The organism is Microbacterium lushaniae (assembly GCF_008727775.1).
In the GTDB taxonomy this organism is placed as follows: Bacteria; Actinomycetota; Actinomycetes; order Actinomycetales; family Microbacteriaceae; genus Microbacterium; species Microbacterium lushaniae.
On the sequence record NZ_CP044232.1, the window covers coordinates 2332255 to 2350605 of the forward strand.

Genomic DNA, 18351 nt, shown 5'->3' on the forward strand with positions numbered 1-18351 from the left:
GGATGGACCCCCGCACCCTTGCCGACGGGGCTGTGCTGCGGCCGGCCAGACCGGGTGACGAGTCCGGCATCCTCGCGTGCATCGTGGCGTTGGCGGTGTACGAACGCGAGCCGGATGCGGTGGAGAACACCGTCGAGGCACTGCGCGAGGCCCTGTTCGGAGCCGACCCGCGCGTCTTCGCGCATGTGGTGGAGCGAGAGGGCGACATCGTCGGCATCGCGGTGTGGTTCCTGACGTACTCCACATGGACCGGACGCCACGGGATCTGGCTGGAAGACCTGTTCGTCGATCCGGACCGGCGCGGGCACGGGTACGGCAGAGCGCTCCTGGCATCCCTTGCGGCGGTGTGCACCGAGCGCGGGTACTCGCGCCTGGAGTGGACCGTGCTGGATTGGAACGCCCCCTCGATCGCGTTCTACCGCGCCCTGGGTGCGGAGCCGATGGAGGAGTGGACCACGCAGCGGGTGACCGGAGAGGCGCTCTCCGCCCTGGCCGCACGCTGACCCTGCCGCCACCTCAGCGGCGCGGCGTCCATCCCGGCGGCAGCGGCCCCTCAGCGCCGTCCGCACGTTCACGGTCCACGCGAGCCGACCAGCCCTGCGCGGCGCCTTCAGCGGCGAAGCCTCCGCGCGCGACGCGGAATCCGACATCGTCGTGACGCACGCGCGGCGGCCCACCTCGCCGGGTGCCGGCGCGGACGCTCCACGCGTCGTCGGCGAACCCGCCGCCACGGAACACGCGGTAATCGTCGTAGCGCGCGGGGTCGAGAAGGTCCCAGCACCACTCCCACACGTTGCCGAGCATGTCGAACAGGCCGTTGAGGTTGGGCAGCTTCAGCCCGACGTCCTGCGGAGCGCTCACTCCGTCGGCGCTCGTCCATGCGATCTCGGCGAGGGGCCCGTAGTGCGGTCCGGTCGAGCCGGCCCGGCAGGCGTACTCCCACTCCGCCTCCGTCGGCAGGCGGTAGCCGTCGGCATCCACGTGCCACGTCACGTCTTCACCGTCGAACGTGTAGGCCGGGTCCAAGCCCTCCCACTCCGAGACGGCATTGCAGAAGCGGATGGCCCGCAGCCAGCTCACCTCGACCGCCGGTCGGCGCGGATGCGGCGCCGGCTCGCCGATCGCCTGGCCCAGCTGCTCCTGCGTGACCGGGAACACGCCGATCTCGAACGGCTCGAGCTGAGCGGTCCAGTGGGTGCGGCGCCGCGCGTCGTGCAGTTCCACGCTGCCGGCGGGGATGCGCGCCATCTCGAGGTCGGCCACCGAGGAAGTCTCGCACGACGACGGGGCTGTGCGATTCGCACAGCCCCGTCGGAACGTTCTCAGCGGACCTTCATCCGCGTGACCTCACGCGATCACCGGGTGCGGGCACCGCGGCGAGTGGCGAAGACGTAGATCCCGAGCACGATGATCGCGCCGATGATCGAGCCGATGATGCCGGCTGCCTGCAGGAAGCCGCCGGCGGGGTCGGCTCCGAAGATCAGGAAGCCGAGGAACCCTCCCACGAACGACCCGACGATTCCGAGGACGATCGTCATCAGGATGCTCATGCTCTGCTTGCCGGGGATGACGGCACGAGCGATGAAGCCGGCGATGAGGCCGACGAGGATGAGGCCGAGGATGGTCCAGAGCATGTGGTTTTCTCTCTTTCGTCGGAGGGCGCCGGCCGATGTGCACGGCACCCGCGGTGACCCGTCCAGCTAACCCGATGCTGACTCTTCGGCGCGAATCGGGTCCGTGCCCTTGTCAGAGCACGCTCTGACACGTAATATCCCGTCCTTCGAGGAACCCGGCGCTCGGCGACGACCTCATCCTGACGGCGGATGCGGGATCAACCCTCCGGCCGACGACCCACCGGCGGATCGTTCGTAGCGTCGGAGACATGACCCACGTCATCCCCACCGCATCCACCCGCCGCCGCGAGCTCTCCCCGCTGGCTGCGGGCCTTCTCGCCATCGCGGGCAACATGCTGGTCGTGGGCGTGATCCTCGCCGCGGGCATGCTCGCCCTCGCCGCCGCCGCCGTCGTCTTCGGGTCGGCGCTGATGGACCTCGTCTGACCGAGGGTCCCGGCCAACCTGAGAGGCGCCCAGGCTACCCCGGTAACGTCGTGCTATGAGCACTGACATCCGCGCGACGAAGCCTGGCACGACCGGTCGCGGCGCGGGTGCCCGGGGCGTCAGCGAATTCACCGCTCTGGCCCACATGATCCGCGACAGCGGATTGATGCGCCGGCGGTACGGCTACTACTGGACCAAGCTGATCGGCCTTCCCCTCGCCCTCATCGCGGCGCTGGTGGCATTCGTCTGGATCGGCGACACGTGGTGGCAGCTGTTCACCGCGGTGGGTCTGGCGATCCTGTTCACCCAGATCGCCATGCTGGGCCACGATGCCGCGCACCGGCAGATCTTCGTATCTGGCAAGTGGAACGACTGGATCTGCCTGATCATCGGCGATCTTTTCGTGGGCATGAGCTACGGCTGGTGGCAGCACAAGCACACCCGTCACCACGCCAATCCGAACAAGCTCGGCGCCGACCCCGACATCGAGCTTCCGGTGATCGCGGTCACGGCGGAGGCGCCCGCCCCGCGCAGCCGGCTGGTCGGCTGGCTCCGGGCCCATCAGGGACTGTTCTTCTTCCCGATCCTCCTGCTCGAGGGCATCTCCCTGCATGCGTCCGGGATCCGGCGTGTGAGCGTTCGCGAACGGCTCGATCGGCGCTGGATCGAGATCGCGTTCCTGGGCGTGCGCCTGGTCGGCTTCACCGTACTGGTGTTCGTCGTCCTCTCCCCCGGCATCGCATTCGTGTTCCTCGCCGTGCAGCTGGGACTCTTCGGGGTCTACATGGGGATGGCGTTCGCCCCCAACCACAAGGGCATGCCGGTCGTCCCCCGCGATGTGACCTTCGACTTCCTCCGCCGTCAGGTGATGATGAGCCGCAACATCCGGGGCAACCGGTTCCTCGACACCGTCATGGGCGGGCTCAATTACCAGATCGAGCACCACCTGTTCCCCTCGATGCCGCGGGTGCATCTGCGCAAAGCGGCACCGATGATCGCCGCCTACTGCCGCGAGAAGGGCGTGCCTTACACGCAGACCGGACTGTTCGCGTCGTACGGGATCGTCGTGCGCTACATCAACCGCGTCGGGCTCGGCGAGCGCGACGTGTTCAGCTGCCCGCTCGTCGAGCAGCGCGCCCAGATCGCCCCGGTCTGACCCCGGTTGCGGGCACAGCGCTTGCCCACCGGGCTCACGCCGGCTCGTACCCGATCAGCCACGTCAGTCCGTACCGGTCCCGCACCGTTCCATCGCTGGCGCCCCACGGCCGCTCCTGCAGCGGGTCGATCACGGTGCCCCCCTCTGACAGCACCGCGAACCATTCCTCCAGCGTGGCGGCCGGTGCCGCCCCCAAGAGCGACAGCAGCAGCCCCTCGACCGCGACGGTCGGCTCGTCCTGCGCCGCATCCGCGGCGAACAGATCGACCGGACCCACCAGTATCCCGTGTGCGATCGCCTCCGCGGGTCCGTCGTCGCGGCCGAAGTCGGCGAACGTGTGCAGCGTCAGTTCGCCGCCGAAGACGCCGCGGTAAAAGCGCAGCGCATCGGCGGCGACGCCGGGGAAGAAGACGTAGGGCGGCGGGGCGGTCATGCCGCCACGCTAGCGCCTCCCGCCCGCTACGGCCGCTCGAGTCCGACGCGATCGACCCTGCGGTGATAGCGCATGCCCGCCATGCCGCCGAGGATCGCCCCCACCAGCGTCACGATCGCCGCGCCCACGGCGGTGAGGATGCCGGTCGCGGTCGCGGACTCGGGGGTGACCGGAATGCGGGGGAAGCCGTCGAGATTGGCCAGGACGTCCCACTGGCTGCCCGCGATGGCCGTCACCACGGCGACGATCACGGCGATCACGATCGCCCAGATCCACACCGCGAGGCCCTGCTTGGCCCCGCTGAAACGGGCCATCCGGCCGGCCACGTAACCGCCGGCGAAGTAGGCGACGAACAGCACCACGGCCAGGACGATGGCGCTGCCGATGCCGACCGCATCGCTGTTGTCTGCGGCGGCGTCGGCGGCCTCGTCGACGGACGTGCCGGAGCTGAGCCCGATGGCCGCTCCCACCGCTGCGACCAGCGCCGCCAGCAGAACGGCGGCCCCCATCGCGGTGAGCCATCCGAAGAAGGCCGCGCCGAACTTGAAGCCGCCGAATCGGTCCTTCTCCCGGGCGAGCACGTCCTGGCGGAGCGTGTCGCGCTGCCCATCGGCGGCGACCCTCGGCCCGTCGCCGGAGTCCGGGGCTCGCGGCGGTACGGCGTCCCGGCGGTCTGGATTGTCTGCACTCATGCGGCGAACCTAGGTCGCGGCACCGGATCCCCGCACACCGTTGCCCTTCCGGCCATACCCGCGTAACCTGCCCGGCGCGCGCGGCGCCGGCGTCACTCCGCCTTGAGCAGCTCGCTCACCCGATAGGGGATCACTTCCCGCAGGAACAGGCTCGTCGAGGTCCGCAGGATGCCCGGGCACAGCCGGATGACTTCGGCCACGCGGTACAGGTCATCGGGACTCTTCGCGACCACGCGCAGCAGCAGGTCGGTGTCGCCTGCCGGTGCGAAGCACTCGAGCACCTCGGGCACCCCGCGCAGGGCCTCGATGGCCTCGGCGATCTGATGCTGATCGAGCTCGACGCGGATGGATGCGGCGACGCCTCGCCCGAGCGCGGCCGGACGCACACGGGCGCTGTGGGGTCGGAGCACGCCGGAGGTCGAGAGTCGTTCCAGTCGTGCATGCACGGTGCCGCGGGCCAACGACAGCCGTTGCGCCAGGAGGGCGACGGGGATCCGGGAGTCGTCGTCGAGCGCCAGCAGGATTCGACGGTCGGTCTCGTCCAGGCCGTTCATACTGTCCAACCTCCTTCTCGGAGCACCCCGGCGACTGATCAGATTGACTACCCTGTTGCGTCGCTATTGCACCGATTGCGCGATGGGTGTTGTGATCATTGCACACACGAGCGCGAGCCGCCACGAGCAGCGAGCGTCGGGATCGGCGAGCACACCCCGCTGGCGCGAGCCCTTCGTGGAAAGGGCTCGCCGTCGGCGCCCTGCACGGCCCGCACCGAAGAAGCGCCCCCGCGGGGGCGCTTCTTCCGTCTGCGGCGCCCGAGACCCGCAGCCCCGTCACGATGGCGGAACGCGCATTTTAGGCGATCGGCCTTACGGTTCCGGTAGGGACTTGCACATGCCGACAGCGGGGGCTGGAGTGGTGCGATGACCAAAGACATCGCACCGCCCGCGCCGGGTGGGAAGATCGGGCTGAAACGCGCCGTCGGCGCGCCGCTCCTCTTCGCCTTCATCGTCGGCGACACTCTCGGAGCGGGCATCTACACCCTCGTCGGGACCATGGCCGACGATGTGGGCGGTGTGATCTGGTTGCCGTTGATCATCGCGCTCGTGGTGGCGCTGCTGACGGCCGGGACGTACGCGGAACTCATCACGAAGTACCCGCACGCGGGCGGCGCAGCCCGCTACGTCGACCGCGCGTTCAGCATCCCCTACCTGTCGTTCCTCGTGGGCTTCCTCATGATGGCGTCGGGCATCACGACGGCCGCGGCCCTGGCGAACGCGTTCGCCGGCGACTACCTGGGCGCCCTCATCGACGTTCCGCAGATGCCGGCGGCGATCGTCTTCATCATCCTGCTGACCCTGATCAACCTGCGCGGCGTGCGCGAATCGCTGGCGGCCAACCTGATCGCCTCCGTCATCGAGGTGACCGGACTGGTCATCGTCATCGTCATCGCCGCCATCGTGCTGGGCAGCGGCAACGGTGAGCCGGCGCGCATCTTCGAGTTCGCCCCCGACGTGCCGCCGCTGCAGGGCGCCTTCGCCGCATCCATCGTCGCGTTCTTCTCGTTCCTGGGGTTCGAGGCCGCCGCCAACATGGCCGAGGAGGTCAAGGACCCGTCGAAGGCCTACCCCCGCGCGCTGTTCGGCGCCATCATCACGGCCGCCGTGGTCTACCTGCTCATCGCCATCGGCGCCGTGATCGTGCTGCCGCCGGCGGATCTCGCCGAGTCGTCCGGTCCGCTCCTGGATGTCGTGGCCGCCAGCGGCCTGGGCGTTCCCAGCTGGCTGTTCGGACTCATCGCCCTGGTCGCGATCGCCAACGGTGCGCTGCTGTTCATGGTCATGGCCAGCCGCGTGAGCTACGGTCTGGCGACGGCCGGCCTGCTCCCCCGCGTGTTCGAGCGGGTGCTGCCCAAGCGCCGCACCCCGTGGGTGTCGATCCTCGTCGTGGCCGGTGCGACCATCCTCCTCAGCCTCATCGGGGACGTCGCGACGCTGGCCGAGACGACCGTGCTGCTTCTGCTGCTGGTGTTCCTGTCTGCCAATGTCAGCGTGCTCGTGCTGAAGAAGAAGGACAAGGTCGACCATCCCCACTTCACCGTGCCGCGGATCGTGCCGGTGCTCGCGATCATCGCCAGCATCGCGCTGCTGACGCAGCAGTCGTGGACGGTGTGGCTGGGCGCTCTGGCCTATGTCGCGGTCGGCTCGGTTCTCTTCCTCGTCGCCCGTTATACGCGCAAGCGCGGCGACGACCGCGAGAGCGCGCGCTCGGAGGCGGCGGCGGCACCCGGTGACGCCGCATCGGCCCCGGAGTGACGGCGGCGAAGCGCTGGCTCACCTGCCGGCTTACTGCAGCGAGAGCCGTACGCGGCATGCTCAGCGCCGGACCGGCCGTCGCCGCCACGTCAAGGGGCATCCCCGAGGGGACGACGGGGTGCACCCTCGAACCATGACATCGAACGCGAATCCCTCCGAGCCTTCGGAGGTGGACGAGACCGAGGTGGTCGCGCACATCGCCGAGGACGTGCGCGACGAGATCCGGCATGGGCACGTGGAGGACGATGTCACCCACGTGCTGGAGGATCGCCTGGACAAGGCGGGCGTGCACTTGCGCCCGGAGGCCATCGACGACCTCGCCGAGGACATCGAGACCGACGCCTCGATCTGATCAGCTCTCGCCGTCCACCGGAGGAGGATGGTGCATGAACTCGATCCGGACGCCGTTGTCGTCTTCGACGAACGCAGCGTAATAGCGCTCCGAGAAGCGCGGGTACACCTTCGGATCGCGCACGGCCGACCAGCCGGCGGCGAGGGCGACCGCGTGCAGTCGGTCGACCTCGTCGCGGGAGTCGACCGCGAACGCCAGGTGCTGCCATCCGACGCGTCCGTGCCGGTGCGGCCCGGTGCCTTCCTCTCGGGCGGGGAAGAGGATCAGCTCCGTCTCGCCCTCCCGATACCACGACACCGAGCCGTCGGCGTCGTACCGCTTACAGCCGAGCGCCTGCAGCACGGGGTCGAACTGGGCGATCCCGCGCGTGAGGTCTTCGACGGTGATGCCGAGATGGTCCACAAGAGGCATGCAGCGATTATCTCGGCACCCTCCGACGTCGGAAAGGGCCGGATGCCGTCATGCGGCCTTCGCCAGACCTCCTCCGCCGCGCGGACGCAGGACCGCGGCAGCCGCCTTCATCGACGCCGGCGACGCGATCAGCGATCGCGTCGGAGGAACGGCCGAGGCGCACGGCTGCGCCGCATCGGGATGTAGCTGCGCCATACGCTCACGTAGCCGAATCCCGAGTACCACAAGAGCCCGACGAAGAGGGCGAGGCCGGCCGCGATGCCCACCGCGACGGCCGACCCGACAGGTCCTCCGCTCACGGTGACCACGGCGCCCCCGAAGAGACCCAGGACGCATCCGTCGACGACGAACAGCAGCATGGACGAACTTCCGATCAGCACGCTGGCGCCCCGGCGTCGCAGGAACGAGTACGTCTGCTTCATGCCATCCTGATCGTCCGCGATCGCAGCGAGGAAATAGTCCTGCACGGCAGGATCGAGGTCGACGTAGGCGCCGCGGAGCCGGTTCATCGCGACGACGTACATCATGTCCTCCTCGGCGACGTTCATCACCCGGACGGCCGTCATGAACCCGATGAGGCACAGGAAGGCGAGGATCGCCACCATCGCCGTCGCGAATCCGCCCGAGAAGGCGGACGCCTGGCCGAGAAGCCCGATCGTGACCAGGCCCGCCGACACCAGCGTGAGGAAGATCGTGATCCGCGTGAGCACCTCGCTCTGCGCCGTGCCGCGCGCGGCGAGCAGCCCCCAATGCTCCGTCGCCAGGATCTGCGCTCGACGACCGAGCACGGCGTCGGATTCGGCCGGCGGGTCGACGGGAGGCGATGCCTCGCTCATGCCCACATTGTGCACCCCTGGGCAGTCCCGTGACAGGGAGCCTCTCGCCTACGCCGCATCCGCGGTTTGAGCACCCCCGCGGACGAGGGTCCGGAGCTCGGCGGCCTCCACGTCGGCTCCGAATGCCGGGGTCCCCGGTTCCAGCCGGGAACCGGCCGCAAGGTCCCCGATGGCGACGGCGTCGAACCCGAGCGCGTCGATCAGCTCGGCCACGGCGGTGACGTCGTCGGCGGAGTCGCCGGCTATCGCGATCGCCTTGCGCCCGGGGCGTCCGCGAGGACGGGCCTCGTCCTCGAGGTCGTGGTAACCCATGTGGTTCAGGGCCTTCACGACACGCGCACCGTCGAGGAACCGCTGCACCATCTCGCTCGAGGAGACACCCTCGGGCACGATGGCGTCACGGGGTCCGTCGACCTCCCACCAGTGGTTCATGGTGTCCACGACGAGCTTGCCCTCGAGCGCGTCCACGGGGAGGCGTCGGTGCTTGCCGAGCGGGAGCGCGAGGATCACCACGTCCGCTGCCTGGGCGACTTCTCTCGGCCATGCCGCGGTCGCGCCGGGGGTGAGGACCTCGGTGGTCAGCGCGATCCGCGCGGGATCGCCCGAGCCGGAGACGAGCACCCGGAAGCCGGCCGCGACGGCGAGGCGGGCGAGGACCGTGCCGACCTTGCCGGCCCCGAGGATCCCGACCGTGGGGAGGGGCGAGGTCATCGCGACGCACCACCCGCAGCGACGGGCTGCTCCGCCAGCAGCTCACGGACGCGGGGGATCACCTGAGTGCCGTACAACTCGACCGACCGCATCCGCGCCGAGGCCGACACCGTACCGGCAGCGGAGTAGATCATGTCGAAGCGCCCCACGTCCAGAGCGCGGATCGCGCGGGCGATCTTGGCCGCGACGGTCTCCACCGAACCCACGTACAGCGAGCCGTGCTCCACGTCGGCCTCGAACTCCCGGCGCTGCAGAGGCGGCCAGCCGCGCAGCGCGCCGATCCGGTCGCGGATCTCCCGGTAGCCGGGGTGGAACAGCTCCTTGGCTTCCTCGTCGGTCGCGGCGACGAAGCCGGGCGAGTGCATCCCCACCGGCTGCGCGGTCGTGCCCAGCTGCTCGTGCGCTCGCCGGTACAGGTCGACGTACGGCGCGAAGCGATCGGGGGCACCTCCGATGATGGCGAGCATGAGCCGGAACCCGTAGTGCGCGGTGCGCAGCACCGATTGCGGCGACCCGCCGACGCCCACCCACGTGTGCAGGCGCCCGGACTCGGTCTTCGGATACACATCCGCGTCATGCAACGCGGCGCGAGTGGTGCCCTGCCACGTCACGGGCCTCTCCTCCAGGAGCCGGTGGAACAGGTCGATCTTCTCCTCGAAGAGCACCTCGTAGTCCTTCAGGTCGTACCCGAACAGGGGGAACGACTCGGTGAACGAACCGCGGCCGAGGATCACCTCGGCGCGCCCGCCGGAGAGCGCGTCGACCGTGGCGAAGCGCTGGAACACCCGCACCGGGTCGTCCGACGACAGCACGGTCACCCCCGACGCGAGACGGATCCGTTTCGTCGCCGTCGCGATGCCGGCGAGCACCGTCTCGGGGCTGGAGATCGCGTACTCCGGCCGGTGATGCTCCCCCAGCGCGACCACGTCGATGCCGATCTCGTCTGCCAGGACCGCCTCCGCCACAGCCGCGCGGATCGCCCGAGCGTGCGAGACGATCTGCCCCCGGTCGTCACGTGGGCGGTCTCCGAAACTGTCGATGCCGAACTCGATCTGCGATGCATCCATCGTCTACAACTCCTTGTGAGGTCTTCGTCTCGTCTGCGGTCGCGTCACGAGGAGGCGCGGGCCGGGCCGCCGTCGGCGGTGATCCGCGCCACCTCCCGGTCCGTCGGTTCCCACGTGTCGTCGCCGTCTTCCAGCAGCTCTCGGACACGCGGCACCACCCGCTCCCCGAACAGCCGGATGCTGTCCTCCCGCGCCTGGCGCGGCAGGTGGCGCAGGTCGTATTTCAGGTCGAAGCGGGACAGGTGGTTGATGCGAACGATCCGGGCGATCTTCCGCGCCACCGTCTCCGGACCGCCGACATACAGCGCGCCCTCGCTGAGCTCCTGCAGGTACCGCTCGCGGGTGGGCGGGTAGAACCCGCGCTCGCGGCTCAGCTGGGTCACGACCGGTTCCCAGTGCCGCCAGTGCATGTCCCTGGCCTCTTCATCGGTGTCGGCGATGAACCCGAGGGAATGCTGTCCGATGGGCAGCTCGGCGTGCCCGAACTGCTCGAGCGCTCGCACATACAGCTCCGCATGGCCGGCGAAGCGCTCGGGCTTGCCGCCGATGATGGCCATCATCATGGGCAGCCCGTTCCGGGCCGCCCGCAGCACCGAGTCGGGGCTCCCGCCGATCCCGATCCATGCGGGGATGCCTCCGGCCGGCATTCGCGGGTGCAGGCGCACGTCGGCCAGCGCGGGCCGGTACCGCCCCGACCAGGTCACGCGCTCTTCACGCATGAGCCGCAGGAACAGGTCGAGCTTCTCCTCGAACAGCGCCTCGTACTCGGCGATGTCGAATCCGAACAGCGCGAACGATTCCGTCGCCGACGCCCGCCCCAGGACCATCTCGGTGCGCCCTTCGGAGATGGCGTCGACGGTGGCGAACTCCTGGTACAGGCGCACCGGATCCTGGGTGGACAGCACCGTCACCGAGGTCCCCAGCCGGATCGTGCTCGTCGCCTGCGCCGCCGCGGCCAGCACCACCGGCGTCGCCGAGTCGACCTGCCCGTCCCGGTAGTGCTCGCCCACGCTGAAGACATCCAGGCCCACCGACTCCGCCACTTGCGCCTCCTCGACGAGCAGGCGCACAGAGCCGGCGTCGTCCAGGAGGCGACCGGCCTCGCTGGCGACGTCGCCGAACGTGTTCAATCCGAACAGCAGGCGGCGCTTCGCGCTCGGCTCGACCATCGGAACCCTCCCGGTTTAGTTGACATGTGAATCATGCACCGATATTGTTCATATGTCAACTACCTAGGAGAACGATGGGCACTGCAACCGGCCAGCACCTCCCGACGAGCGAGGAACTCGCGATCTGGCGCGCGCACATCGAGACATTCGAGATCGTCCGCGCCCGCATCGAATCCCGCCTGCAGCACGACTCGCAGCTGTCGAGCGGTGATTACCGCGTGCTCCTCGCGTTGAGCGAGGCGGAGTCGAAGGCCCTGCGCTCATCGGAACTCGCCCGTCAGATCGACTGGGAGCGCAGCCGCCTCTCGGGGCAGCTGGGCAGGATGGAAAAGCGCGGACTGGTGCGCCGGGAGCCCTGCGAGGAGGATGCGCGTGGCTCGCGCGTCTTCCTCACCGACGAGGGTGCGCGCGCGTTCCGGGCGAGCACCCTCCCCCACCTCCGGGCGATCAAGGAGGTCTTCGTCGACGCGTTCACGCCGCAGCAGCTCACGCGGCTCGGCGAGGCAGCCGCGGCGATGCGCCGCCATCTCGATCTCGGATGAGCCGCGCCGGCCGACCCGGCGTCGGATCGCCGTCGGAGCCCGGCTAGCCTGGGAGGAGTCCGCGCGGCGGGCGAGGGAAGGCGCACCGTGAACATCACCTCACTCCGACGGTTCGTCGCCGTCGCCGAGGAGCTGCATTTCCCGCGCGCGGCGGAGTCACTCGGCATCCCGCTCGCCGCCCTCTACTCCACGATCGACAAGCTGGAGGAGGAGGTCGGGCAGCCGCTGTTCGCGCGCGGTAAGGGGAAGACGCAGCTGACCAAGGCCGGTGCGCTTCTGCTGACCGAGGCGAACGAGCGCATCGCCGCCGCGCCGGCGCCGGCTGCCAAGGCGGCTGCTCCGGCCGGGGGAAAGGCCAAAGCGTCCAAGGGCAAGGGCCGCGCGCCGGTCGTGAAGGGTCAGCCGAAGCCGTTCAAGAAGCGGCAGGGCCGCTGAGCCGCCGCATCCGCGCGTCTATGCCTCGGTGACCCGCCCGCCCTCGACCCGCCAGTGCCGGTCGGTGTGCACCGTCGCCAGCATCCGCCGGTCGTGGGTGACCAGCAGCAGCGTCCCGTCGTAGGACTCCAGCGCCTGCTCCAGCTGCTCGATGGCGGGGAGGTCGAGATGGTTGGTGGGTTCATCCAGGACCAGGACGTTGACGCCTCGCGCCTGGAGCAGCGCGAGACCGGCGCGCGTGCGCTCGCCCGGTGACAGCTCGTCGACCGGGCGGTTCACGTGGTCGGCCTTGAGCCCGAATTTCGCCAGCAGGGTGCGCACATCGCCGGAGGCCATCTCCGGCACGAGCGACTCGAAGGCGGCGGCCAGGGGCCGGGATCCGGCCAGCAGCGAGCGGGCCTGGTCGATCTCGCCGATCTGCACGCTCGCACCCAGGCTCGCCGTTCCCTCGTCCGGTGCCTGCCTACCCAGGAGCAGCCGCAGCAGGGTGGACTTCCCCGCACCGTTGGGACCGGTGATGCCGATGCGCTCGCCCGCGTTCACCTGCAGCGACACCGGACCCAGCGTGAACACCCCCTGCCGGACGACGGCTCCGGCGAGAGTGGAGACGACAGAGCTGGAACGGGGCGCCGCGCCGATGGTGAACTCGAGCTGCCACTCCTTCCGGGGCTCCTCGACCTCGTCCAGCCGCGCGATCCGGCTCTCCATCTGCCGGACCTTCTGGGCCTGCTTCTCGCTGGATTCGGTCGCGGCCTTGCGCCGGATCTTGTCGTTGTCGGGGGCCTTGCGCATCGCGTTGCGCACGCCCTGGCTCGACCATTCCCGCTGGGTGCGGGCCCGCGCGACGAGGTCGGCCTTCTTATCGGCGAACTCGTCATACTTCTCCCGCGCGTGCCGCCGGAGTGTCGCGCGCTCTTCCAGGTAGGCGTCGTAGCCACCGCCGAAGACGCGGTTCGCGCCCTGCGCGAGGTCGAGCTCCAGGACGCGGGTCACGCACCGAGCCAGGAATTCCCGGTCATGGCTCACGAGTACGACACCGCCGCGCAGCCCGCGCACGAAGGCCTCGAGGCGCTCGAGCCCGTCGAGGTCGAGGTCGTTGGTCGGCTCGTCCAGCAGCACGATGTCGAAGCGTGAGAGCAGGAGCGCCGCCAGACCCACGCGGGCGGCCTGCCCGCCCGAGAGCGAGGTCATGAGGGCGTCCTCCGGCGCACCGCCGAGGTCGAGGCCCAGCTCGGCGAGCACGACCGGGAGTCGCTCGTCCAGGTCGGCCGCACCGCTGGCGAGCCACCGGTCCAGGGCGCTGGAGTACGCGTCTGCGGGATCGACGCCCGGGGTCGCGAGCGACGGATCCCCCAGTGCTGCCGCCGCGGCATCCATGTCCCGCGTCGCCTCCGCGCACCCCGTCCTGCGGGCGATGTAGGAGACGACCGTCTCGCCCGGGACGCGTTCGTGCTCCTGCGGCAGCCAGCCCACGAACGCATCGGGCGGCGAAAGCGTGACGGTGCCGGCCTGCGGCTCGTCGATGCCGGCGAGTAGGCGCAGCAGGGTGGATTTGCCGGCGCCGTTCGCACCGACGACTCCCACCACGTCCCCCGGCGCGACGGTCAGGTCCAGGGAATCGAAGAGCGTGCGGTGGCCGTACCCGCCGGCCAGGCCCGAGGCGACGAGTGTTGCGGTCATCCTTCGATCCTGTCACCCGTCCGAGTGCCCGCCGTCCGCGGGCACTCGCCGGTCAGCGCCGGTGGCGGATGCCGAGGCTGAAGTAGGCCAGCGGCCCGATCCAGTTCACCAGGATCACGGGGATCCATGCCGGCTTGGGCCCGCGCACCTCGTCGGCGTCACGGAACGCGAGGTCCCAGAACGCCAGGAACGCGAACGCCACCTGCACGACGCCCGCGATCGCGATACCGACCCTCGCGCCGGCGGAGAGGCGGACTGCAGTCTTGGCGCCGGTGGAGAGCCGGGTGTGTGTCTTGGTCATCGTGCACCTTCCCGTCGTGCGGTTCCTCCATCCTGCCCCCTGAACGCGGGATGCGCACTCCTGGTCAGGGATGCGGTACACGAGGCGGGTGGGAGGCGTCGAGCTCGCGCTGCAGGTACCGGGGAGCCTGGGTGCGCCAGGCCTCGGTCACCAGCTCGACGAGATGCTCCGGGTCGATCGCCGCCATCCGGAAGGCGACCTTGGGCTCGCCCCAGCGCGTGGTCGTCCGCAGGAAGACATCAGGCGCCATGTCGACCAGGGCAAGCGCGTCGATCGGCTCGCCCACTTTGACTCCCACGACCAGCTCCGCGGCGATGATCTCGCGCATGTCGGCTGGGATGCTGGGCCACGGACGGCACTCCCAGGCATAGGGCTTGCCTCGCACGAGCCAGCCGGCACCCGCCGCTGTGGCGCGCTCCTCGGTCCCGGGCAGCTTCCCCGCAATCACGTGCACATCCTCGAGCGTGGCCATGGCGCAAGAGTAGACGGGGCCGCGGACACGGCCCCGCGGGGTCAGTCCCAGGCGAGGTAATCCTCGATCTGCATTCCGATCTCCCCCGGGTGGGTCATCGGGAACAGGTAGCCGCCGCCGTCGATGCGCGCGGCACTGGCGCGATCGGCGGCGGAGGCCTGCAGCTGATCACCGTTGGCCGGAACGGTGACGCGATCCTCGGTGCCCTGCAGGATCAGGACGGGCAGGCTCGGGGCCAGCCGCATCCACTCGTCCGACGGGGTCGCCGCCAGGGCCGCCGTCTGCATCGGCTCGACGGCGCTCTCGCGCGCACGGGAGAAGACGTTCCATGCCCACGTCGGGTCGACCGATCCGCCGGCCAGAACGGGCATGGCATCCAGGGGCGCGGGCCCCGCCGCCTCCGTGAACGCGGCCTGCAGCGCCTGCACGACGTCGGCTGCAAGCGGCTCGGTGCCCTCGACCCCCATCAGGAGGATCCCCTCGGTGCGGTCGGGGTGATCCAGCGCCACCGTGCGGGCGACGGCACCGCCGAAGGCGTGACCGCCGACCCATGCGGAGTCCAGGCTCAGCCGATCCAGCACGTCGACGACGTCCTGCGCGAGGTCGTGCATCGTGACCGCAGCGTCCGGCGCAGGCGTGCGGGAGCCGATCCGCACGATCCGGAAGCCCTCTTCGACCAGGACGTGGGCGAGCGTGCCGAGGTAGGAGATGTTCAGCCCACGACCGGGCAGCAGGACCACCACCGGCCCCTCGCCCTCATCGACGAAGGGGATGGCGCGGCCATCGGGTTCGAAGGTCTGGGGCGTTGCGACTGTCATGCTTCCATTCTCCCGGATGACGGACGGACCTCCCGCACTCCGGCGACCTTGCGCGCGCCGGTGGCGCCACTAGCGTGCAGGTATGACGTGGCCGGACTTCTGGAGTACGACGTTTCCCGCCTACCTCGGGGCCCTGGGTTCGATCGCCGCGAGCGCGGTCGCCGTCGCCGCCTTCGTCCGCGACCTCCGGACGCGTGCGGGTCTGCGGGAGGTGGCCGGGTCGGCCGGATCGACGGTCGAGCTGCCGCGGATGGGGGCACCGCTCGCCCCGGATGCGGCACCCACGGTGCGGCCGAGCCCTGCCGGCAGACGAGCCGACGACGCGCCCGCCTCCCTGGAGCTGACCGTCCGGAGCGGGCGAGGCGTCCTGCGCAACCTCGGTGCAGAGACGATCCGGCTCGATCGCCTCCGCGTGCCCTCCGGCGGGAAGACGCTGACGTTCTCGGCCCCCCTCCCGGCGGGCGTCGGCCCGGGCGAAGAGTTCGGCTTCGCCCTCCGCGACCAGCTCGCCGGTCCGGCGGTCGCCGCGCTCCTGGTGGAGTGGACGGATGCCGGCGGGACGACCCGCGTCAGCCGCTTCTACGTGTGAGGCCCACGGTCCCCCGACTCAGGCGTGCTCGACGGGCAGCCACAGGTCGCACGTGGCGGTACGGAAGTCGGGCGCGCGCTCGAGCACGGCCACCAGGGCGGGTCCCGGTCGCAGCCGCCACGGGTTCGAGGGGAACCACTCGGTGGCCGTCGCGGCCCACGCTGCCTGCAGCGCAGCGGGGTGCTCGCCGGAAGTCCGGAAGACCGCCCACTCCCCCGCTTCCACGTCGATGACGTCGAGGTCATCAGGGACGGCGGTCCCCGCCTCGACGGCGACGCCGTGCAGATAGGTCAGCTCGCTGCCTTCTGGGTCATCCGGGTCGACGTCCGCGCTCACCTGCAGCAGCCCGGCCGGCTCTGTGCTGTTCAACAGCTTCAGCCGCTCGTGCTCGGCCGCTGGCAGCGACGCGATGTGCTCCTGGATGGCGGAATTGACCCCCTCGTACTGAAGCGGCACACGGGCGGCGTGCCCGACGAGCCGGAAAGCGGGGCGCGGGAGGATGCGGGTGTCCATGGGGGTGGTCCCTTCGACGGTCAGGCGGAACCTGAGTTGCGGTTGGCTGCGAAGAGGACCGCCGTCACGACGGACGTCACCGTGGCTCACGCCGTGCACCGCACGGAATGCGCGACCGAATGCCTCGGTCGACCCGTATCCGTAGCGCACGGCGGTGGCGAGGAGATCCTCGCCACCGATGACGTCGCCCGCCGCGACGGTCATCCGTCGACGGCGGACGTACTCCGACACCGGCATCCCCGCGAGCGAGGCGAACATACGGCGCGCGTGGTAGCCGGTGGTCCCCAGTTCCCGCGCAAGCGCGTCGAGGTCGAGGTCATCGTTGAGATGCGCTTCGACCTCGTCGACCAGACGGTTGAGGATCTCGATCACGGGGGCTCCCTTCCCGATCAAGGTTCGTCTCCCGCGGATGCGCGCGCCCGACAGTTCGCGTCCGATTCGATCGGACGACCACGCTCAAGCGGTCGCGAGCCACACGGCACGACCCTGGCACACGTCGTCGATGCGGGCGACGAGCGCGCCTACCCGATCCGCCGGCACCTGCAGTGCGATCTCGACGTCCGCCCCGTGGCGCACATCCTCCAGCACCGCGTCGTGGGCGGCGAGCTCACGGCGCAGCGCCCCCTCGAACGCGTACGGGACCTGCACCCGGAGCATCTGCATCCGGATGAGCGGCACGCGCTCGGCGCCGAGGAGGGCCTGAGCCACCGCATCCGTGTACGCGCGGACGAGTCCGCCGGCACCCAGTTTCACGCCGCCGAAATAACGCACGACAGTGGCCAGCACGCCCTCGAGCTCCTGATGCCGCAGCACGTCGAGCATGGGGCGCCCCGCCGTGCCGCCGGGCTCGCCGTCATCGTTCGCTGCGGAGTGCCCGCCGGCCATCAGCGCCCAGCAGACGTGCCGGGCGTCGGGATGCTCCGCACGCAGCTCACCGACCCGCGCGACGGCGTCCTCCCGGCCGGCGACGGGCTCGACGCAGCCGAGGAACCTGCTCTTCTTGATGAGCAGTTCGCTGTGGACGGGAGCGGCAAGGGTGAACGGCATCGGCAGCTCCACGATAGGCGCGCCCGCAGCCGTCCGCGTGGAACCGGGTCAGACCCCCGGTCGGATCGTCAGCTCCGGGATCTGCGCGTCACGCGGGAGGTCGAGCACCGTGAGCATGCTCGTGACCACCGACTCCGGATCGATGAACGCCGCAGGGTCGTAGGGCTTGCCCTCCTGCTCGTGCACCCGCTCCTGCATCGCCGTCGCCGTGCGCCCGGGGAACACCGATGACACCCGCACGCCGTGCGGGGCTTCCTCCGCCCGCAGGGAATCGGCCAGCGCCTTCAGCCCGTGCTTGGATGCCGCGTACGCGGCCCAGTCGGGGGCGGCGCGCAGGCCCGCCCCCGAGTTGACGAACAGGATCTGCCCCTGCGCCGCCCGCACGGCCGGGAGGAGCAGCCGGGTCAGCTCCGCCGGCCCGACGAGGTTCACGTTCACCTGCGCCGTCCACAGCGCCACGGGCATGTCGGCGACGGGGCCGAGGTCGACCACGCCGGCGACGTGGATGACGGAGTCCAGCCGGTCGGGGAGCTCCTGCTGCGCCAGCGCGGACGCGAGCTCGGTCGGCGCCGCGAGATCGGCGGCGACGGTCCGCGCGCCCGGGAACCGCTGCTCGAGCTGCGCGGCGCGTGCCGCGCTGCGCGCCAGGAGGACGAGGTCGTCGCCGCGGGCGCGCAAACGCGTCGCGAGCGCGGACCCGATGCCGGAACCGGCGCCGGTGAGGAGATGCACACTCATGAAGCCATCGTGGCACCT

The 18351-nt window shown here is 70.4% G+C and carries 25 protein-coding genes; 8 read left to right on the forward strand and 17 right to left on the reverse strand.

What is annotated here, in order from left to right:
- Positions 1-2 precede the first annotated feature (2 nt).
- Complete coding sequence (locus F6J85_RS11120) at positions 3-503, forward strand: GNAT family N-acetyltransferase (RefSeq protein WP_191906586.1); 501 nt, start codon at positions 3-5, stop codon at positions 501-503.
- 13 nt (positions 504-516) lie between these two features.
- Here F6J85_RS11120 and F6J85_RS11125 read toward each other — a convergent pair whose 3' ends face one another.
- Together F6J85_RS11125 and F6J85_RS11130 are read right to left on the reverse strand one after the other, a co-directional pair.
- Positions 517-1263 carry a formylglycine-generating enzyme family protein gene (locus F6J85_RS11125; RefSeq protein WP_150925025.1) on the reverse strand — a complete coding sequence of 249 codons (747 nt, stop codon included), beginning with the start codon at positions 1261-1263 and terminating at the stop codon, positions 517-519.
- A gap of 92 nt (positions 1264-1355) precedes the next feature.
- Complete coding sequence (locus tag F6J85_RS11130; protein ID WP_150925026.1) at positions 1356-1634, reverse strand: GlsB/YeaQ/YmgE family stress response membrane protein; 279 nt, start codon at positions 1632-1634, stop codon at positions 1356-1358.
- Between the two features lie 248 nt (positions 1635-1882).
- Here F6J85_RS11130 and F6J85_RS17700 point away from each other — a divergent pair, with 248 nt between their 5' ends.
- Both F6J85_RS17700 and F6J85_RS11135 read left to right on the forward strand, forming a co-directional pair.
- On the forward strand, positions 1883-2059 hold the full coding sequence (locus tag F6J85_RS17700) for a hypothetical protein (RefSeq protein WP_191906587.1): 177 nt from the start codon (positions 1883-1885) through the stop codon (positions 2057-2059).
- Between the two features lie 55 nt (positions 2060-2114).
- Positions 2115-3215, forward strand: a complete 1101-nt coding sequence (locus F6J85_RS11135) for a fatty acid desaturase family protein (protein WP_150925027.1) — start codon at positions 2115-2117, stop codon at positions 3213-3215.
- 34 nt (positions 3216-3249) lie between these two features.
- Here F6J85_RS11135 and F6J85_RS11140 read toward each other — a convergent pair whose 3' ends face one another.
- The 3 genes from F6J85_RS11140 to F6J85_RS11150 form a co-directional block, all read right to left on the reverse strand.
- Positions 3250-3648 (reverse strand): VOC family protein, encoded by a 399-nt coding sequence (locus tag F6J85_RS11140; RefSeq protein ID WP_150925028.1) that lies wholly within the window; start codon positions 3646-3648, stop codon positions 3250-3252.
- Positions 3649-3674: 26 nt separating this feature from the next.
- Positions 3675-4340 (reverse strand): hypothetical protein, encoded by a 666-nt coding sequence (locus F6J85_RS11145; protein WP_150925029.1) that lies wholly within the window; start codon positions 4338-4340, stop codon positions 3675-3677.
- A 92-nt stretch (positions 4341-4432) separates the two neighbouring features.
- Positions 4433-4894, reverse strand: a complete 462-nt coding sequence (locus F6J85_RS11150; protein ID WP_150925030.1) for an Lrp/AsnC family transcriptional regulator — start codon at positions 4892-4894, stop codon at positions 4433-4435.
- A 366-nt stretch (positions 4895-5260) separates the two neighbouring features.
- Here F6J85_RS11150 and F6J85_RS11155 point away from each other — a divergent pair, with 366 nt between their 5' ends.
- Positions 5261-6652 carry an APC family permease gene (locus F6J85_RS11155; protein WP_150925031.1) on the forward strand — a complete coding sequence of 464 codons (1392 nt, stop codon included), beginning with the start codon at positions 5261-5263 and terminating at the stop codon, positions 6650-6652.
- A gap of 133 nt (positions 6653-6785) precedes the next feature.
- Complete coding sequence (locus F6J85_RS11160; RefSeq protein WP_238706934.1) at positions 6786-7004, forward strand: hypothetical protein; 219 nt, start codon at positions 6786-6788, stop codon at positions 7002-7004.
- Here F6J85_RS11160 and F6J85_RS11165 read toward each other — a convergent pair whose 3' ends face one another.
- From F6J85_RS11165 to F6J85_RS11185, 5 genes are all read right to left on the reverse strand, one after another.
- Positions 7005-7415, reverse strand: coding sequence for a VOC family protein (locus F6J85_RS11165; protein WP_150925032.1), 411 nt, complete (start codon positions 7413-7415; stop codon positions 7005-7007).
- A 128-nt stretch (positions 7416-7543) separates the two neighbouring features.
- Positions 7544-8251 carry a hypothetical protein gene (locus tag F6J85_RS11170; RefSeq protein WP_150925034.1) on the reverse strand — a complete coding sequence of 236 codons (708 nt, stop codon included), beginning with the start codon at positions 8249-8251 and terminating at the stop codon, positions 7544-7546.
- A gap of 48 nt (positions 8252-8299) precedes the next feature.
- Entirely contained in the window at positions 8300-8962 is a 663-nt protein-coding gene (locus tag F6J85_RS11175; protein WP_150925036.1) for an NADPH-dependent F420 reductase, read from the reverse strand.
- Positions 8959-10029: an LLM class flavin-dependent oxidoreductase gene (locus tag F6J85_RS11180; protein WP_150925038.1), complete on the reverse strand. Its 1071-nt coding sequence runs from the start codon at positions 10027-10029 to the stop codon at positions 8959-8961. The genes F6J85_RS11175 and F6J85_RS11180 overlap by 4 nt, the downstream gene beginning before the upstream one ends.
- A 44-nt stretch (positions 10030-10073) precedes the next feature.
- Positions 10074-11198 (reverse strand): LLM class flavin-dependent oxidoreductase, encoded by a 1125-nt coding sequence (locus F6J85_RS11185; RefSeq protein WP_150925040.1) that lies wholly within the window; start codon positions 11196-11198, stop codon positions 10074-10076.
- A gap of 74 nt (positions 11199-11272) precedes the next feature.
- Between F6J85_RS11185 and F6J85_RS11190 the strand changes: the two genes are divergently transcribed.
- Positions 11273-11740: a MarR family winged helix-turn-helix transcriptional regulator gene (locus F6J85_RS11190; protein ID WP_150925042.1), complete on the forward strand. Its 468-nt coding sequence runs from the start codon at positions 11273-11275 to the stop codon at positions 11738-11740.
- Positions 11741-11827: 87 nt separating this feature from the next.
- Positions 11828-12175 (forward strand): LysR family transcriptional regulator, encoded by a 348-nt coding sequence (locus F6J85_RS11195; RefSeq protein WP_150921939.1) that lies wholly within the window; start codon positions 11828-11830, stop codon positions 12173-12175.
- An 18-nt stretch (positions 12176-12193) separates the two neighbouring features.
- Here F6J85_RS11195 and F6J85_RS11200 read toward each other — a convergent pair whose 3' ends face one another.
- The 4 genes from F6J85_RS11200 to F6J85_RS11215 all read right to left on the reverse strand — a co-directional run bounded on the left by F6J85_RS11200 (position 12194) and on the right by F6J85_RS11215 (position 15446).
- Positions 12194-13855 (reverse strand): ABC-F family ATP-binding cassette domain-containing protein, encoded by a 1662-nt coding sequence (locus F6J85_RS11200; RefSeq protein WP_150925043.1) that lies wholly within the window; start codon positions 13853-13855, stop codon positions 12194-12196.
- A gap of 52 nt (positions 13856-13907) precedes the next feature.
- A complete protein-coding gene (locus F6J85_RS11205; protein WP_150925045.1) occupies positions 13908-14156 on the reverse strand; it encodes a PLDc N-terminal domain-containing protein in 249 nt (82 codons plus the stop codon).
- Positions 14157-14220: 64 nt separating this feature from the next.
- Positions 14221-14628, reverse strand: a complete 408-nt coding sequence (locus F6J85_RS11210) for a hypothetical protein (RefSeq protein WP_150925047.1) — start codon at positions 14626-14628, stop codon at positions 14221-14223.
- Positions 14629-14669: 41 nt separating this feature from the next.
- Positions 14670-15446, reverse strand: a complete 777-nt coding sequence (locus F6J85_RS11215) for an alpha/beta fold hydrolase (protein WP_150925049.1) — start codon at positions 15444-15446, stop codon at positions 14670-14672.
- An 82-nt stretch (positions 15447-15528) separates the two neighbouring features.
- Between F6J85_RS11215 and F6J85_RS11220 the strand changes: the two genes are divergently transcribed.
- A complete protein-coding gene (locus tag F6J85_RS11220) occupies positions 15529-16035 on the forward strand; it encodes a hypothetical protein (RefSeq protein WP_150925051.1) in 507 nt (168 codons plus the stop codon).
- Between the two features lie 18 nt (positions 16036-16053).
- Here the strand turns inward: F6J85_RS11220 and F6J85_RS11225 are convergent, their stop codons facing one another.
- From F6J85_RS11225 to F6J85_RS11235, 3 genes are all read right to left on the reverse strand, one after another.
- Complete coding sequence (locus F6J85_RS11225; RefSeq protein WP_191906588.1) at positions 16054-16920, reverse strand: AraC family transcriptional regulator; 867 nt, start codon at positions 16918-16920, stop codon at positions 16054-16056.
- A gap of 84 nt (positions 16921-17004) precedes the next feature.
- Complete coding sequence (locus tag F6J85_RS11230; RefSeq protein WP_150925053.1) at positions 17005-17595, reverse strand: IMPACT family protein; 591 nt, start codon at positions 17593-17595, stop codon at positions 17005-17007.
- A 48-nt stretch (positions 17596-17643) separates the two neighbouring features.
- Complete coding sequence (locus tag F6J85_RS11235) at positions 17644-18333, reverse strand: SDR family oxidoreductase (RefSeq protein WP_150925055.1); 690 nt, start codon at positions 18331-18333, stop codon at positions 17644-17646.
- Between the last annotated feature and the right edge of the window lie 18 nt (positions 18334-18351).

Excerpts from the sequence above, each read along its gene's own strand:
- F6J85_RS11170 (WP_150925034.1), bottom strand. The coding sequence starts at position 8,251 with ATGAGCGAGGCATCGCCTCCCGTCGACCCGCCGGCCGAATCCGACGCC.
- F6J85_RS11150 (WP_150925030.1), bottom strand. The coding sequence starts at position 4,894 with ATGAACGGCCTGGACGAGACCGACCGTCGAATCCTGCTGGCGCTCGAC.
- F6J85_RS11200 (WP_150925043.1), bottom strand. The coding sequence starts at position 13,855 with ATGACCGCAACACTCGTCGCCTCGGGCCTGGCCGGCGGGTACGGCCAC.
- F6J85_RS11175 (WP_150925036.1), bottom strand. The coding sequence starts at position 8,962 with ATGACCTCGCCCCTCCCCACGGTCGGGATCCTCGGGGCCGGCAAGGTC.
- F6J85_RS11160 (WP_238706934.1), top strand. The coding sequence starts at position 6,786 with ATGACATCGAACGCGAATCCCTCCGAGCCTTCGGAGGTGGACGAGACC.
- F6J85_RS11230 (WP_150925053.1), bottom strand. The coding sequence starts at position 17,595 with ATGCCGTTCACCCTTGCCGCTCCCGTCCACAGCGAACTGCTCATCAAG.
- F6J85_RS11210 (WP_150925047.1), bottom strand. The coding sequence starts at position 14,628 with ATGGCCACGCTCGAGGATGTGCACGTGATTGCGGGGAAGCTGCCCGGG.
- F6J85_RS11145 (WP_150925029.1), bottom strand. The coding sequence starts at position 4,340 with ATGAGTGCAGACAATCCAGACCGCCGGGACGCCGTACCGCCGCGAGCC.
- F6J85_RS11140 (WP_150925028.1), bottom strand. The coding sequence starts at position 3,648 with ATGACCGCCCCGCCGCCCTACGTCTTCTTCCCCGGCGTCGCCGCCGAT.
- F6J85_RS11215 (WP_150925049.1), bottom strand. The coding sequence starts at position 15,446 with ATGACAGTCGCAACGCCCCAGACCTTCGAACCCGATGGCCGCGCCATC.
- F6J85_RS11180 (WP_150925038.1), bottom strand. The coding sequence starts at position 10,029 with ATGGATGCATCGCAGATCGAGTTCGGCATCGACAGTTTCGGAGACCGC.
- F6J85_RS11120 (WP_191906586.1), top strand. The coding sequence starts at position 3 with ATGGACCCCCGCACCCTTGCCGACGGGGCTGTGCTGCGGCCGGCCAGA.
- F6J85_RS11190 (WP_150925042.1), top strand. The coding sequence starts at position 11,273 with ATGGGCACTGCAACCGGCCAGCACCTCCCGACGAGCGAGGAACTCGCG.
- F6J85_RS11185 (WP_150925040.1), bottom strand. The coding sequence starts at position 11,198 with ATGGTCGAGCCGAGCGCGAAGCGCCGCCTGCTGTTCGGATTGAACACG.
- F6J85_RS11155 (WP_150925031.1), top strand. The coding sequence starts at position 5,261 with ATGACCAAAGACATCGCACCGCCCGCGCCGGGTGGGAAGATCGGGCTG.
- F6J85_RS11130 (WP_150925026.1), bottom strand. The coding sequence starts at position 1,634 with ATGCTCTGGACCATCCTCGGCCTCATCCTCGTCGGCCTCATCGCCGGC.
- F6J85_RS17700 (WP_191906587.1), top strand. The coding sequence starts at position 1,883 with ATGACCCACGTCATCCCCACCGCATCCACCCGCCGCCGCGAGCTCTCC.
- F6J85_RS11205 (WP_150925045.1), bottom strand. The coding sequence starts at position 14,156 with ATGACCAAGACACACACCCGGCTCTCCACCGGCGCCAAGACTGCAGTC.
- F6J85_RS11220 (WP_150925051.1), top strand. The coding sequence starts at position 15,529 with ATGACGTGGCCGGACTTCTGGAGTACGACGTTTCCCGCCTACCTCGGG.
- F6J85_RS11235 (WP_150925055.1), bottom strand. The coding sequence starts at position 18,333 with ATGAGTGTGCATCTCCTCACCGGCGCCGGTTCCGGCATCGGGTCCGCG.
- F6J85_RS11135 (WP_150925027.1), top strand. The coding sequence starts at position 2,115 with ATGAGCACTGACATCCGCGCGACGAAGCCTGGCACGACCGGTCGCGGC.
- F6J85_RS11165 (WP_150925032.1), bottom strand. The coding sequence starts at position 7,415 with ATGCCTCTTGTGGACCATCTCGGCATCACCGTCGAAGACCTCACGCGC.